The organism is Acinetobacter sp. CAU_H_56 (assembly GCF_058599425.1).
Genome location: NZ_CM178654.1, coordinates 1,901,127 through 1,914,248, shown reverse-complemented (window position 1 = coordinate 1,914,248; position 13,122 = coordinate 1,901,127). Strand labels below are relative to the sequence as shown.

The 13,122-nt window shown below is 42.1% G+C and carries 18 protein-coding genes; 11 read left to right on the top strand and 7 right to left on the bottom strand.

Annotated elements, in window-relative coordinates; translation table 11 throughout:
* Positions 1-74 precede the first annotated feature (74 nt).
* The 3 genes from AC4MCC_RS09245 (at position 75) to AC4MCC_RS09235 (ending at position 1,752) form a co-directional block, all read left to right on the top strand.
* Positions 75-686, top strand: a complete 612-nt coding sequence (locus tag AC4MCC_RS09245; protein WP_004782472.1) for a glutathione binding-like protein — start codon at positions 75-77, stop codon at positions 684-686.
* A 157-nt stretch (positions 687-843) separates the two neighbouring features.
* Complete coding sequence (locus tag AC4MCC_RS09240; RefSeq protein ID WP_491880793.1) at positions 844-1,425, top strand: NAD(P)H-dependent oxidoreductase; 582 nt, start codon at positions 844-846, stop codon at positions 1,423-1,425.
* A gap of 15 nt (positions 1,426-1,440) precedes the next feature.
* Positions 1,441-1,752, top strand: coding sequence for a putative quinol monooxygenase (locus AC4MCC_RS09235; protein WP_419374920.1), 312 nt, complete (start codon positions 1,441-1,443; stop codon positions 1,750-1,752).
* Positions 1,753-1,792: 40 nt separating this feature from the next.
* Here AC4MCC_RS09235 and AC4MCC_RS09230 read toward each other — a convergent pair whose 3' ends face one another.
* The 6 genes from AC4MCC_RS09230 to AC4MCC_RS09205 all read right to left on the bottom strand — a co-directional run bounded on the left by AC4MCC_RS09230 (position 1,793) and on the right by AC4MCC_RS09205 (position 5,609).
* Positions 1,793-2,518: a hypothetical protein gene (locus AC4MCC_RS09230; RefSeq protein ID WP_419374921.1), complete on the bottom strand. Its 726-nt coding sequence runs from the start codon at positions 2,516-2,518 to the stop codon at positions 1,793-1,795.
* A 307-nt stretch (positions 2,519-2,825) separates the two neighbouring features.
* Positions 2,826-3,608, bottom strand: a complete 783-nt coding sequence (locus AC4MCC_RS09225) for a thiazole synthase (RefSeq protein ID WP_034702140.1) — start codon at positions 3,606-3,608, stop codon at positions 2,826-2,828.
* Between the two features lie 17 nt (positions 3,609-3,625).
* A complete protein-coding gene (thiS, locus tag AC4MCC_RS09220; protein WP_005235073.1) occupies positions 3,626-3,823 on the bottom strand; it encodes a sulfur carrier protein ThiS in 198 nt (65 codons plus the stop codon).
* Between the two features lie 39 nt (positions 3,824-3,862).
* Positions 3,863-4,228 (bottom strand): DUF423 domain-containing protein, encoded by a 366-nt coding sequence (locus tag AC4MCC_RS09215; protein ID WP_284879274.1) that lies wholly within the window; start codon positions 4,226-4,228, stop codon positions 3,863-3,865.
* Positions 4,229-4,364: 136 nt separating this feature from the next.
* On the bottom strand, positions 4,365-5,234 hold the full coding sequence (gene rpoH, locus AC4MCC_RS09210; RefSeq protein WP_004782464.1) for an RNA polymerase sigma factor RpoH: 870 nt from the start codon (positions 5,232-5,234) through the stop codon (positions 4,365-4,367).
* Positions 5,235-5,375: 141 nt separating this feature from the next.
* Positions 5,376-5,609 (bottom strand): sulfurtransferase TusA family protein, encoded by a 234-nt coding sequence (locus AC4MCC_RS09205; RefSeq protein WP_175968201.1) that lies wholly within the window; start codon positions 5,607-5,609, stop codon positions 5,376-5,378.
* Between the two features lie 381 nt (positions 5,610-5,990).
* Here AC4MCC_RS09205 and AC4MCC_RS09200 point away from each other — a divergent pair, with 381 nt between their 5' ends.
* Both AC4MCC_RS09200 and rhlB read left to right on the top strand, forming a co-directional pair.
* Positions 5,991-6,206, top strand: a complete 216-nt coding sequence (locus tag AC4MCC_RS09200) for a cold-shock protein (protein ID WP_004782461.1) — start codon at positions 5,991-5,993, stop codon at positions 6,204-6,206.
* A 96-nt stretch (positions 6,207-6,302) separates the two neighbouring features.
* Positions 6,303-7,454 (top strand): ATP-dependent RNA helicase RhlB, encoded by a 1,152-nt coding sequence (gene rhlB / locus AC4MCC_RS09195; RefSeq protein WP_004782458.1) that lies wholly within the window; start codon positions 6,303-6,305, stop codon positions 7,452-7,454.
* A 61-nt stretch (positions 7,455-7,515) separates the two neighbouring features.
* Here rhlB and AC4MCC_RS09190 read toward each other — a convergent pair whose 3' ends face one another.
* Positions 7,516-7,893: a hypothetical protein gene (locus tag AC4MCC_RS09190; protein WP_034170065.1), complete on the bottom strand. Its 378-nt coding sequence runs from the start codon at positions 7,891-7,893 to the stop codon at positions 7,516-7,518.
* A gap of 265 nt (positions 7,894-8,158) precedes the next feature.
* Between AC4MCC_RS09190 and AC4MCC_RS09185 the strand changes: the two genes are divergently transcribed.
* From AC4MCC_RS09185 to AC4MCC_RS09160, 6 genes are all read left to right on the top strand, one after another.
* Complete coding sequence (locus AC4MCC_RS09185; protein ID WP_004782456.1) at positions 8,159-8,737, top strand: nitroreductase family protein; 579 nt, start codon at positions 8,159-8,161, stop codon at positions 8,735-8,737.
* 33 nt (positions 8,738-8,770) lie between these two features.
* Entirely contained in the window at positions 8,771-9,844 is a 1,074-nt protein-coding gene (locus AC4MCC_RS09180; RefSeq protein ID WP_419365587.1) for an NAD(P)H-dependent glycerol-3-phosphate dehydrogenase, read from the top strand.
* 73 nt (positions 9,845-9,917) lie between these two features.
* A complete protein-coding gene (sixA, locus tag AC4MCC_RS09175; protein ID WP_491885166.1) occupies positions 9,918-10,373 on the top strand; it encodes a phosphohistidine phosphatase SixA in 456 nt (151 codons plus the stop codon).
* A gap of 30 nt (positions 10,374-10,403) precedes the next feature.
* Positions 10,404-11,546, top strand: coding sequence for a type II secretion system protein GspL (gene gspL / locus AC4MCC_RS09170; RefSeq protein WP_491885165.1), 1,143 nt, complete (start codon positions 10,404-10,406; stop codon positions 11,544-11,546).
* Positions 11,546-12,025, top strand: a complete 480-nt coding sequence (locus tag AC4MCC_RS09165; protein WP_419374924.1) for a type II secretion system protein M — start codon at positions 11,546-11,548, stop codon at positions 12,023-12,025. The genes gspL and AC4MCC_RS09165 overlap by 1 nt, the downstream gene beginning before the upstream one ends.
* Before the next feature lie 90 nt (positions 12,026-12,115).
* Positions 12,116-13,117: a quinone-dependent dihydroorotate dehydrogenase gene (locus AC4MCC_RS09160; protein ID WP_491885164.1), complete on the top strand. Its 1,002-nt coding sequence runs from the start codon at positions 12,116-12,118 to the stop codon at positions 13,115-13,117.
* Positions 13,118-13,122: the final 5 nt, after the last annotated feature.

Here is a 13,122-nt window from a genome sequence, read left to right as displayed (position 1 = left end):
TTTACAGGTTTGATCACTTGAAAGTTTGTCAGAAGCGATTTAAAACATTGAGAAGTGTATAACAAGGATCAGAAATGAAGCTTTACTATTCGCCAGGCGCGTGCTCTTTGGCAGCTCATATTATTTTAAATGAAATTAATGTCGATTTTGATTTGGAACGTGTTGACTTAAAAACCCATAAAACAGAAAAAGGTGCAGATTATTACGAAATTAACCCAAAGGGTTATGTACCAGCATTAGAAATTAATCCGGGTTTAATTCTTACAGAAAATGTTGCAATTTTACCGTTTCTTGCTCAACACGATCCAAAACAAGATCTAATTCCACCTTCTGGCATGGGACGTGCCAAAGTGCTGGAGTGGTTAGGTTATCTCAACTCAGAACTGCATGATGCTTATGCTGTATTCTTCACTGGAAAATTATCAGATGAAGCCAAAGAAAAAGCCTATGCAGAAATTGACCGTTTATTGAGTTATATCGATAAGGCCATTGGTGAATCGGACAATGATTATCTGGTCGATGATAATTTCGGTCCGGCAGATGCTTACCTGTTTGTTCTGACCAACTGGTCGAACCAGATTGAGCATGATCTGAGTCCATATAAAAATATTATTCATATCCGCAATAAAGTTGCAGAACGTCAGTCTGTACAGATTGCAATGCGTGATGAAGGTTTGATTCCTTAATCTCAAAATTTTGAAAAAGCGCCATAGGGCGCTTTTTTTATTGCTTCCAAAGTGATTATTGATATTTAGTCAATAATGATTTGCAGATTTACTACTTTTTAGCAATAAGCAGAGTCTATATAGTGCCTGCATAAATTTTTGGTTTCAGGTTCTTCCTATGAAAAATATTTTATTAATTAATGGTGCTAAAGCTTTTGCCCATTCGAATGGTCAGTTAAATGATACTTTGGCCGAACTGGCACAAGAAGTATTAACAAAGCTGGGGTATCAGGTTCAGGTGACTCGTGCTGATAGTGAATATGATGCAAAAGCAGAAGTGGAAAAATACCTCTGGGCAGATACGGTCATTTACCAAATGCCAGGCTGGTGGATGGGTGCGCCGTGGTCAGTAAAAAAGTATATTGATGATGTTTTTACCGAAGGGCATGGCAGCCTGTATGCAAATGATGGTCGCTCACGTTCAGATGCTTCAAAAAAATATGGCTCAGGTGGCCTGATTCACGATAAAAACTATATGTTATCTCTTACCTGGAATGCACCCATGGATGCGTTTACGGATACCGAGCAGTTTTTTCATGGCGTGGGTGTAGATGGCGTTTACCTACCTTTTCATAAAGCCAACCAATTCCTGGGGATGCAGGCTTTACCGACATTTATTGTGAATGATGTAATTAAAGCTCCTGAAGTTGAAGCGTATATCGCACAGTATCGTGAACATTTAACTCAAATTTTTGCTTAATCAGGAGATATGACCATGCTAACCGTTATTGCTGAAATCATCTGTCATTCGGAACAAGATATGAAAACAGTGCTGGATTCATTTAACAACATCCGCACACAGGTATTACAAGAGCCAGGCTGTCATCTTTATGATGTCTATATTGATCATCCAGCGGTTGAGAGCCGATTACAGACTAAAGTGCCTTTTTCAATCATGATGTTTGAAAAATGGGAAAGCATTCAGCATCTGGAAACCCACATGCATAGTGTAAATATGCAGCAGCATGCTAAGGCCACTAAAGGTGCGGTTGAGAGCGTAAAGATTCGAATTTTAGAAGCGCTTTAAGCTGTAATTCTCAGTTTGAAAGAGTTTGTGATATTTAATTTTATTCAAACTTTTTCAGCTGGTTGAATTGAACCTGTTCAAGTTTCAGTGCGTAGCGGTGTTTTAAGGTAGACCATTGAACTTTGGCAGGTTGTGTCTGTTCTGCAAATTCATTTTCATCTGTTGTAGTTTTTACCTTGCCTGTTAAAAAGTTAATGCTTCGTGCTGTACTCTCACCCGAGGCACGGTGAAAATCATCTACATCATAGCCAATCAATTTAAAAGCATTATCCTGGTATCGAAAGGTATAAGTATGATTGGTGACATACCATGAACCACAGCTTAGCCAGTAATGTAAATGAACCCGAAGTACACCTTTTTGAATGCTTAAGGCTTCGGATTCACCAAGTGGATCAGCGAGGCAAGGCGACTCTACATCACCTTCGGTTGGCAAAGTAGTATTACTAGCTACAAGCTGATAACCATTTTCTTGCTTGAATAAAATCAAAAGTTTTCGTTTGTTTCTATTCAGAACATGATTGCCTACACCTGCATTTGCAACAAAGTTTTCGGGATTAGTATCTTCAATAATCAGCGTTAGATCTGCTTGACCGTCCTGATTTAAATCGCCTTGCGCTGTTTCCAAAATTTTCCAATTTTTCGGAACAAATGACTGATAGCTTGATTTTAGAGAACTGCCTGTCTGAGGTGTTGCACATGCACTTTGTGTAAATGCTATACACAGCAGGGTGTTAAATAGGAAAGGCAGTTTGATCTGATAAAGCATCGGTTTAAATTCCTTTTATTTATAATTTTATTGATGATCAAAGCTGAGTGATAAGTTTAGCAAAATAGGTTAAGTCATCTCTTTGAATATTGGATAGATATTTATGGTGAACTTTAAAGCTTTTTTACAAATTCAGCTATGGATTTGAAGTTCCTATTCAAATTTGTCTAAACCAAGAAGTGAACTTTTAATATTCAATCTTCAAATTTAACCTGGGTATCTAAATTTAAAAGTTCAGGAGTTTGCTGGAAACTCCTGAACAGATCGATATGATTCAAATAATCTTTTGGGCCTCTAGCCTCGATTATTATTTAAAGAAATAACCGGTTTCAGGTGAGCTGGCATTCGCCATGCGTTTGCGTGGCATACGGCCGGCCAGGAATGCTTCACGACCTGCTTCAACCGCCTTACGCATCGCAGAGGCCATCAAGACCGGATTTTGTGCTGCTGCAATCGCCGTATTCATCAGTACGCCGTCACAGCCCAGTTCCATGGCAATTGCTGCATCACTGGCAGTACCGACACCCGCATCAACCAGCACAGGCACTTTGGCATTTTCTTTAATGATCGAAATGGTATGCGGATTCAGAATCCCCAGACCAGAACCGATCAGGCTGCCCAAAGGCATGATTGCTACGCAGCCCATACTTTCCAGTTCTTGTGCCACGATCGGATCATCTGAGGTATAGACCATGATTTCAAAACCGTCATCAATCAGGGTACGCGCTGCTTTCAAGGTTTCGGTAATATTTGGATAAAGGGTCTTTTCATCACCCAGAACTTCCAGTTTTACCAGGTTATGACCATCCAAGAGTTCACGTGCCAGCATACAGGTGCGTACTGCACTATTGGCATCAAAACAGCCCGCAGTATTTGGCAAAATGGTGTATTTTTCTGGTGGAACCACTGAAAGCAGGTTCGGTTGGTCCGGATGCTGGCCAATATTCACCCGGCGAATAGCAACCGTTACAATTTCTGCACCGCTGGCCTGAATGGCCTGATCTGTTTCATTTAAATCTTTATATTTGCCTGTGCCTACTAAAAGACGAGACTGGAATTGGCGTGAACCGATCTGTAATAAATCTTGCATAATTGTTCCAAGTGTTATTAGCCGCCACCGACTGCGTGAATAATTTCTATTTTGTCCGCTTCGCAAATGGGCGTTTCACCCAATCTGCTTTTAGAAATAATCATTTCATTGACCTCAACTGCAAAGCGCTTACCCTCAAGCGCCAGACTTTGAACCAGTTCCAGCAGATTCTTGCATTGAGTTTCTTGTTGTTCGCCATTGATATACACCAACATCTTGGCAACCCTCCATGATTATTGATTAAAGCATCAGACCTATTTGAGGTATTTTACGGCATTCCAAGCCAGAATTAACCAGCCAGCAATCATTAAGGCACCACCAATTGGCGTAATTGCACCTAAACCGCGCGGCAGACCCAGTGCCATGACATAGAGTGAGCCACAGAACAGGAAAATCCCCGCCTGAATTAGGAGAAAACTCCATTTAATTGGCAATTCAGGAATCACACGGCTGATGACTGCCAGAATAAGTAAGCCAAGAGCATGGTAGAAGAAATAATCTGTGGCCGTTTGCCACCAGGTCAACTGTGCTTCAGTCGCTCGAGTCTTTAAACCATGGGCACCAAATGCGCCGAGCATGACTGCAAGCGCAAGATTCAGTGCTGAAATTGCAACCCACATTTGAATTGATCTTCCCAATAAAGTTTGCGCTTAACCTTAGCATAAAAGCCCAGGCTGAAACACGGCATTAAAAGACAAAAAAGCCTTCATATATGAAGGCTTTTTCTTAGGATTGGTAGCATATTAATTCAATACATCAGTTTGAAGACATTGCCACTTTAATCTTTTCCATTGCATTCTTTTCAAGCTGACGGATACGTTCGGCGGAAACGTTATATTCAGCTGCCAGTTCATGCAAGGTTGACTTTTCATCATCCAGCCAGCGACGCTGCAAGATATTGCGGGAACGGTCATCTAGCTGTTCCATCGCTTCATGCAGGGCAGAGGTACTTTGTTCCTCATAGTCTTCATTTTCAATCAGACGTGCCGGGTCATAACGGTTGTCTTCCAGATATAATGCTGGAGCAACGTGAGTTGAATTTTCATCATCATCGTCACCTGATGCTTCAAATGCTGCATCATAAGCCGTCAATCGGCCTTCCATTTCCAGTACCTGTTCTGGTGTTACATTCAGGTCATTGGCAATCGACTGAGCTTCTTCAAGCGTTAACTTTTTAGAAGACTTTTTCAGGCTTCGTAAATTGAAGAACAGTTTACGTTGTGCTTTAGTGGTCGCAATTTTGACAATACGCCAGTTACGAATTACATATTCATGAATTTCAGCTTTGATCCAATGCACCGCAAATGACACCAGACGTACGCCCATACTCGGGTCAAAACGTTTAACGGCTTTCATCAAGCCAAGGTTGCCTTCCTGAATCAGGTCACCTTGAGGCAGACCATAACCTGCATAACTACGTGCAATATGTACCACGAAACGCAAATGAGACATGACCAGCATTTTTGCTGCGTCCAGGTCCTGGTCGTAGTAATAGCGTTCAGCTAACTCTTTTTCTTGTTCAGCCGTTAAAATAGGAATTTGATTGACAGTGCTAATATAAGCACCAAGATTGACACCTGGCGCCGATAATGACAGGGGCATCAATTGATTGCGGCTGTCACTCATGTGTTCTCCTTGAAGTGCGGGGGATTTAACCCTTAACTAGGTTTTATCTTAATCCAAACTCTCCTCAAATAATGGATATTTGGGTAGAGAAATGTAAACTTTTATACGAGTATGGAGAGCATCCAGTTTAATTGAAAATTTTTAAGATTCAATCAGGTAGTGATACTCAGTTGCAGAAATCTGTTGAGATTCGCATTTTAACTGATGCATTTGGCAATACCGTGTAACATCAGTTTGACTATGTGGATCTGATGACTTTAGCAAGAATGTTTTGCCCTGATCTGCTTTTAATGCACGCTTTAACATCAGGAGCGGCATCGGACAGGGTTTACCCATGGCATCAATAATATGCGCTTGACCGTGGTTATCACTCATTTCCGTTTTATTCATATCGCAAAAAAGGCTATAAATATTAGCAAATAGGATGCCAAAACCCAACTATTTGGCTAAAAAGTTACATGAAATAATATATATAATTTTTCTGATATATTTTGTGAAAAAAATAACTAAATCAAAAGGAACAAAGCTAAAAAATATCTATTAATTGTCATAAACCCATGTTAAGCTCGTTGCGTATTTAGGATTTTAGATAAACAAATTGATTGTTTTTCGCCCTATACACAATGGATGTAACCGGGATTTTGTTAATAGTTTTACAGAATGATTACAAGCTTAAAAATAATATTTTCAAACTTGTTTGCTCTGCTGTTTGCAACACCGGGTGGTCCTTTTTTTAGTATCAATGAGGATTAACTTATGACAGCTGCTCGTGAACAAGGCGTAGTTAAATGGTTCAACGACACTAAAGGCTTCGGCTTTATTCAACGCAACGGCGGTGATGACGTATTCGTTCATTTCCGTGCTATTCAAGGCGAAGGCCACCGTTCACTTCGTGACGGCCAACGTGTTGAATTCAGTGTAGTTAAAGGCCAAAAAGGCTTCCAAGCTGAAGAAGTTCAACCATTAGACTAATCTTCGGATTAAGCTAATAAACGCCCCAATATAAATTGGGGCGTTTTTTGTTTATACTATTCCATCTTAGTGATTATCAAATTAGAGCAGCGCTTTATGTCATCTGGTTTTGAAACCTTAAATTTACATCCCCAACTGAAAAAGGCAATTGATGCTTTAGGCTTTACTTCCATGACGCCGATTCAGCAGAAGGTTTTAAAATTCACCTTGGCAGGACATGATGCTATTGGTCGTGCACAAACGGGTACGGGTAAAACTGCCGCATTCCTGATTAGCGTGATTAATGATTTGCTGAATAATCCGGTAAAAGAACAGCGTTATCGTGGTGAACCGCGTGCTTTGATTCTGGCACCGACTCGTGAGCTGGCATTACAGATTGAAAGCGACGCGCATGAGCTGACTAAATTTACGGATCTAAGTGTCGTAACACTTCTGGGTGGTGTAGATTTTGACAAGCAGAAAGCTCAATTGGATAAAGCGCCAGTCGATATCATGGTGGCTACTCCAGGGCGTCTGATTGATTTTGTCGAGCAAAAAGAAGTCTGGCTGGATCAGATCGAATTCTTGGTGATTGATGAAGCGGACCGTTTGCTGGATATGGGCTTTATTCCATCAGTAAAACGTATTGTGCGTTTCTCGCCACGCAAAGAACAGCGCCAGACACTGATGTTCTCTGCAACCTTTAGCTATGATGTTTTGAATCTGGCACAACAATGGTTATTTGAACCGGTGACTGTTGAAATTGAGCCAGAAAAGAAAACCAATGCCGACGTTGAACAGCGTGTGTATATGGTCGCGAAGGCAGATAAATATAAATTGCTGCAAGACATTCTGCGTGATGAGCCGATTGAAAAGGTCATGATTTTCGCTAACCGTCGTGATCAGGTGCGTAAGCTCTATGATCATTTAAAACGTGATGGTTATAAGGTGGTAATGCTGTCAGGTGAAATTGCCCAAGACAAACGCCTGAAAATGTTAGACCAGTTCAAAAATGGTAAACATAACATCATGATTGCGACAGACGTTGCCGGTCGTGGTATCCATGTAGACGGCGTATCTCATGTGATTAACTTTACTTTGCCTGAACAGTCAGATGATTATGTACACCGTATTGGTCGTACCGGTCGTGCGGGAACGCGTGGTGTAAGTATCAGTTTCTTGGCCGAAGATGATGCGTTCTATTTGCCAGAGATTGAAAAAGCGATTGGACAAAAATTACCGCTGACCCGTTTAGAAGGCTATTGCTAATCTAAACCGCAAAAAAAACCGCTCTATAGGAGCGGTTTTTTATTACTGCACATATTGAAGCTTATTTAGCTTCACAGCGGAACGTTAACACAGTCTGATAATCATCATTCTGGTTCAATCCGGTATTGGTGCCGGCAATATTGCCTAATACAGTCGCAGCAGCCTGAATCATTTGTCCAGTCTGTTCATCGACTACACCTTTTAGTGCGCCATCATAAGAAGTTTTTTCATCCAGAATAATCGCAGTAGCTTTAGAGCCACAGGTTTTGCTGGCCGCATTTACTGCATTATTTTTAGAGGTCAACTGGTTTTTACCTAATCCTGTTACTTCAAACTGATTATTTTCCTTTTGAACCGCCACTGAAGTCGGGTTAGATGCACAGGCAGTTAAAAGTAGAGCTGAAGCTGCTAATCCGCTGATCGCAATTGTTTTTTTCATCATAAAATCTCGCTTGAAAACAGAACTGGGAATATTGAAACACAGTAAAAAGCACAGAATTAGGAGCTGTTGTATAAGTTTGGCAATTTTTGATGTTGCTCTATGAGAGAAAAGTGAATGAAAGAGACATTTTATTGATTCCACGGAAAATATTGTAATCTTCCTTAAATATTTTCAAGGTAAAGGTCATTGCAAGTTTCTAGAGTATTGCTAGTGGAATATGCTAATCTTGACCGTAGTTTTTAAGTTATAGATCTATAAAGCAATGACGGAATCTGTGGTCGACATCGTTCATCAAAATATTCACCAACGTCAATCAATAGGACATTTGCTGGCACCTGCGCCGAATGCCGAACAGTTAGAATTGGCATTTAAAGCTGCTTTGACAGCACCAGATCATCACCGGTTAAAACCTACTACTTTTGTGATCATCCCGGATGCGCAACGTGAAGCATTTGGTGAATTGTTATCGCAAGCACTGATAGATCTGGGTCAAACTGAATCGGCTCAGATTGAACGGGTCAAGAATCATCCCTTTCGTGCACCTTTGCTGGTACTGGCATTAACCCGTTTGCAGGATCATCCGAAAGTGCCACATTTTGAACAGATTCTGAGTTCAGGTGCTGCTATTCAAAACTTCCTGCTGTCTTTGCAGGCTCAAGGTTTTTCAACCATGTGGCGTAGTGGCGCAGTAGTAGAATCAAAATTTTTCAAGCAGTCGCTCGGTATTGGTAAAGATGATCTGGTTTCTGGCATTATCTATATCGGTACGGCGGCAAAAGCGATTGCACCACGTGCTGAAATCCAGACTCAGAATTATGTAAGTTATTGGAATCAAAACTAAGGCATTTCAAGACACAGGATATTAGAAAATAAGATGTCAGAATTAAATTTTACCGATTTGATTGAACCGGTGGCGGTCAACCAGAATACGGCTTTAAGAATTACAGTTTTAGGCGGTGGTAGTTTTGGTACTGCGATGGCCAATACCGCGGTTCGAAATGGCTGCGATACCATGATCTGGATTCGTGATCCGGAAGTAGCTGAAGATATTAATGCAACACATATCAATAAACGCTATCTACCGGATTTTAAGCTGGAAGAAAATCTGCTTGCTGTGTCCGATCTGGAGAAGGCTGTTCGTGATCGCGATATTATTCTAGTCGCGATTCCAAGCCATTCTTTCCGTGATGTGTTGCAGCAGATCAAGCCTTTTATCACATCTCAAGCGGTGATTTCCCTGACAAAAGGGATTGAAGCCAATACCTTCAGCTTTATGAGTGACATCATTCGTGAAGAATTACCGGAAGTGCCTTATGGTGTGCTGTCTGGTCCAAACCTGGCCAAGGAAATTGTCGCAGGTCAGCCGGCAGGTACGGTGATTGCCAGTAAATCTGAACTGGTACGTTATGCAGTGCAACAGGCACTCCATAGTGCGTTATTTCGTGTCTTTGCCAGTGATGATGTACATGGTGTAGAACTCGGTGGTGCACTGAAAAATATTTATGCGGTCGCGATGGGAATGGCGGCTGCCTATAATGTCGGTGAAAATACCAAGAGTATGATTCTAACCCGTGCGCTAGCTGAAATGAGCCGATTTGCAGTCAAGCTGGGTGCAAACCCGCTGACTTTCCTGGGGCTTTCAGGTGTAGGTGATCTATTTGCGACTTGTAATAGTCCGCTGAGTCGTAACTATCAGGTCGGTTATGCATTAGGTAAGGGTAAAACCTTAGAACAGGCAACGACTGAACTGGGGCAGACTGCGGAAGGGATTAACACGATTGTGCAGGTAAAAGCGCGTTCAGAAGAGCTGGATGTGTATATGCCGATTACAACTGCTTTGTATGAAGTGATCTTTGAAGGAGCACCGCCGCTGACGATCGCTTTATCCTTGATGAAAAATGGTCATCGCAGTGATGTCGAATTTGTCTTGCCACATCATCAAGTCTGATCTATAACACAGGAAGCGCTATGATTATGATGCTGACTGATGATCGTAGCGACCAAATAAATAGGGAAATAAGATGCAACTGACTTTAGTGCGACATGGCGAAGCCGCGCCACCAGTGAATGGGAATGATAGCAAACGTCCCCTAACGGAGCGCGGGCATCAACAGGCGGAACAGACAGCGCAGTATTTAAAGGACATCATTAAACCGGAAGTATTTGTGGTCAGTCCTTTATTGCGTGCGCAGGAAACTCTGGCGCATCTACAGCATTATTTTAAAGATGTGCCTGTGGTGATCTGTAATACGATCAAGCCTGATGATGATGCCAAAGTTGCAGTTGAATGGTTGTCGCAGTTGCCGTATGAGTCCATTGCGGTGGTTTGTCATATGAATGTTGTGGCGCATATTGCCTCTATTCTCGTGACTGAGTCTTTTCATCCGTTTCATTTGTCAGAAGCACGTATTTATGATCAGGCCGTGATTGCACCAGGTCTATCAACACAAGTTAATAGCTTTATTCCAACAGTATAAAAAACCAATTAAAACGGTAGAACACAATCGATGTTGTATTTATGGATGCCGGAAGCCAATGGGGTTTGGCAATGGTCAAAGGGGGAGTTCTGGAACACTGCTGCAACACTCGAGCAGCTGATTCAGGATATTCAGGCCTATCATGGTGAAGAGGTGACGGTCTTTTTTCCAAGTCGTCATGTGCAGATTTTGCAGCAGACCTTGCCTAAGAGCCAATATAAGAAAATGGGCAATGATGGCATCAAATATCTGTTAGAAGAATATGTAGTACTGCCTGTCGATACTATGAAAGTGCTGCATCATTTTCAGCAGCCTGACCAGATCAGTATCATGGGGATTGCAAATTCTACAGTTGAAACTTTGCAACATGCCCTTAATTTGATTCCTGTTAAAGTCGCTGCTTTATTGCCAGACTTTCTGGTTTTGCCAGTGCCTGAACATGCACAGCAGCGCGTTATTGCACAAATTGGTGGGCATCTGCTGGTACGTGAAGCTGAATATATTGGCCAGTCAGTGGATGACTTGAGCCTTTATCTGGATTTTCAGCCCAAAGATCTGGAATATCAGGTCAGCAATCTCAGCCCTGAACAAATGAGTAGTCTGGAAGCTGTGGCAACACGTGAACAATTAAACTCGTTCCAATATACGTTGCCAATGCTAAAAAAACCGAAACAGCATCCATTTAATATCCTGCCAAAGGGTAAATCGGATCATACTGTTTCTGGTTACTGGAAAGCCTGTGCGGCGGTTTTTCTTGGGATTCTGGTATTGCAGTTCACTTACGATGCGGTGCGCTGGTACCAATATAAAAAAGTCGCCAATACCACTGCGATGCAGGCGATTGACCAGTTTAAATACTGGTTCGGACAAAATTATCCGGTCACTGAGCAGAATATTAAAAGCCAGTTCGAAGCCCAGCTTCGTCAAAGTCAAACTGCAGACACTCAGGCTTTGCAGCTCATTAGCCGAGTCGGGCCGGTGTTGATGCAAAACCAGATTGTGGCACAGCGCGTCAATTATGATCCGTCTGGATTGAGTCTGCAGTTACAGTCCAATTCATCTGAAAGTCTAAATACTTTGACCAAGCAGCTGGGGCAGCAGGGCTTTAAAGTAGAATTGGGGAATATACAGGCGAATGGAACAGGCGCCGTAGGACTGGTGAAAATACAATAATGAAAGCCATTGAAACCTTACAGAACCGCATGGATCTGCAAATTGAAAAATTGACCGATTATCTGGATCGCTTGTCAGCACGTGAACGCATTCTGGTGATCTTTACCACGATTTTTGTACTGGTTGCCGCTGTCTCGAGTGCACTCTGGGCAATGCATCAGGCAGCAGATACCCAGCAGAAACGTTTAAATGATCTAAAAGATACGCTGGTCTGGATGCAAAGCAATGCGGTTACTATGAAGCCGGCAGGAGACTTGCAATTAGATGCAGCAGAAAAAGTGCAGCGCGTTGCCCAGCAACAAGGGCTGTCGGTCGCATCACAGCAAATGGATGGAAAAATTCAGTTGATGCTGTCTCACGAAAATTATTCTGTGCTGGCCAACTTCCTGACGCAGCTGGCGCAGATGGGGCTAAGTATCGAGAAAATGGAACTAAATAATGAAGCAGGGCAGATTAAATTAACAGCGACTGTGCAATAACTGGTAAAAATAAAGATTTGCAAAGCATGGTTTTTTTGTCAGCCTATGCCTATAATATGCCGACTTAAAAAGCAGTAGACTTTTCTAGATATGTTGTATTCTCTAGCCCGTCCTTTGTTGTTTTCTTTAGCACCAGAGCGTGCACATGAGCTGACACTATCACTATTAAAATCATCCCATAAAATGGGCATGATGCGTCAAAATGTTGCTGTGAAACCTGTGACCTGTATGGGAATCGAATTTCCTAATCCGGTCGGTCTTGCAGCAGGGTTAGATAAAAATGGTGCCTATATTGATGCCTTGGCCAGTCAAGGCTTTGGTTTTATTGAAATTGGCACCATTACTCCACGCCCGCAACCTGGTAATCCTCATCCACGTTTATTCCGTCTTCCGAAAGCCAAAGCGATTATTAACCGTATGGGCTTTAATAATGATGGCGTGGACAAACTGATTGAAAACGTTAAAGCTGCAAAATTTAAGGGTGTGCTGGGAATCAATATCGGTAAAAACGCTGATACTCCGGTAGAAAAAGCAGTAGATGATTACCTTATTTGTTTAGAAAAAGTCTATAATTATGCTTCCTATATCACCGTTAATATTTCTTCTCCAAATACCAAGAACCTGCGCAGTTTACAAAGTGGCGATGCACTGACTGAATTGCTGGAAACGCTGAAGAATCGTCAGCTGGAACTGGCTCAGGAACATCAGCATTATGTTCCTCTGGTATTAAAAGTTGCACCGGATCTTGAAGCTGAAGATATTGCCTTTATTGCCAAGCAGTTATTGCAATACAAGATTGATGGTCTGATTGTGACCAATACCACATTGTCACGTGAAGGTGTGGAAGGTCTGGAGCATGCAGAAGAAGCAGGCGGTTTATCCGGCGCGCCAGTCTTTGAGAAAAGCACGGCATGTCTGGTTGCATTTGCAGAGGAATTAAAGGGACAAATTCCATTGATTGGTGTGGGTGGTATTCTTTCAGGTGTGGATGCGCTGGCCAAGAAAAAAGCTGGTGCAAGCCTTGTACAAGTCTATAGTGGCCTCATATATACTGGGCCGGAACTGGTTAAAGACTGTGTAGCCGCGCTTTAAATCCT

Excerpts from the sequence above, each read along its gene's own strand:
- AC4MCC_RS09240 (WP_491880793.1), top strand. The coding sequence starts at position 844 with ATGAAAAATATTTTATTAATTAATGGTGCTAAAGCTTTTGCCCATTCG.
- AC4MCC_RS09160 (WP_491885164.1), top strand. The coding sequence starts at position 12,116 with ATGTTGTATTCTCTAGCCCGTCCTTTGTTGTTTTCTTTAGCACCAGAG.
- AC4MCC_RS09225 (WP_034702140.1), bottom strand. The coding sequence starts at position 3,608 with ATGCAAGATTTATTACAGATCGGTTCACGCCAATTCCAGTCTCGTCTT.
- AC4MCC_RS09180 (WP_419365587.1), top strand. The coding sequence starts at position 8,771 with ATGTCAGAATTAAATTTTACCGATTTGATTGAACCGGTGGCGGTCAAC.
- thiS (WP_005235073.1), bottom strand. The coding sequence starts at position 3,823 with ATGTTGGTGTATATCAATGGCGAACAACAAGAAACTCAATGCAAGAAT.
- AC4MCC_RS09230 (WP_419374921.1), bottom strand. The coding sequence starts at position 2,518 with ATGCTTTATCAGATCAAACTGCCTTTCCTATTTAACACCCTGCTGTGT.
- sixA (WP_491885166.1), top strand. The coding sequence starts at position 9,918 with ATGCAACTGACTTTAGTGCGACATGGCGAAGCCGCGCCACCAGTGAAT.
- AC4MCC_RS09190 (WP_034170065.1), bottom strand. The coding sequence starts at position 7,893 with ATGAAAAAAACAATTGCGATCAGCGGATTAGCAGCTTCAGCTCTACTT.
- rpoH (WP_004782464.1), bottom strand. The coding sequence starts at position 5,234 with ATGAGTGACAGCCGCAATCAATTGATGCCCCTGTCATTATCGGCGCCA.
- AC4MCC_RS09185 (WP_004782456.1), top strand. The coding sequence starts at position 8,159 with ATGACGGAATCTGTGGTCGACATCGTTCATCAAAATATTCACCAACGT.
- gspL (WP_491885165.1), top strand. The coding sequence starts at position 10,404 with ATGTTGTATTTATGGATGCCGGAAGCCAATGGGGTTTGGCAATGGTCA.
- AC4MCC_RS09245 (WP_004782472.1), top strand. The coding sequence starts at position 75 with ATGAAGCTTTACTATTCGCCAGGCGCGTGCTCTTTGGCAGCTCATATT.
- AC4MCC_RS09165 (WP_419374924.1), top strand. The coding sequence starts at position 11,546 with ATGAAAGCCATTGAAACCTTACAGAACCGCATGGATCTGCAAATTGAA.
- AC4MCC_RS09200 (WP_004782461.1), top strand. The coding sequence starts at position 5,991 with ATGACAGCTGCTCGTGAACAAGGCGTAGTTAAATGGTTCAACGACACT.
- AC4MCC_RS09215 (WP_284879274.1), bottom strand. The coding sequence starts at position 4,228 with ATGTGGGTTGCAATTTCAGCACTGAATCTTGCGCTTGCAGTCATGCTC.
- rhlB (WP_004782458.1), top strand. The coding sequence starts at position 6,303 with ATGTCATCTGGTTTTGAAACCTTAAATTTACATCCCCAACTGAAAAAG.
- AC4MCC_RS09235 (WP_419374920.1), top strand. The coding sequence starts at position 1,441 with ATGCTAACCGTTATTGCTGAAATCATCTGTCATTCGGAACAAGATATG.
- AC4MCC_RS09205 (WP_175968201.1), bottom strand. The coding sequence starts at position 5,609 with ATGAGTGATAACCACGGTCAAGCGCATATTATTGATGCCATGGGTAAA.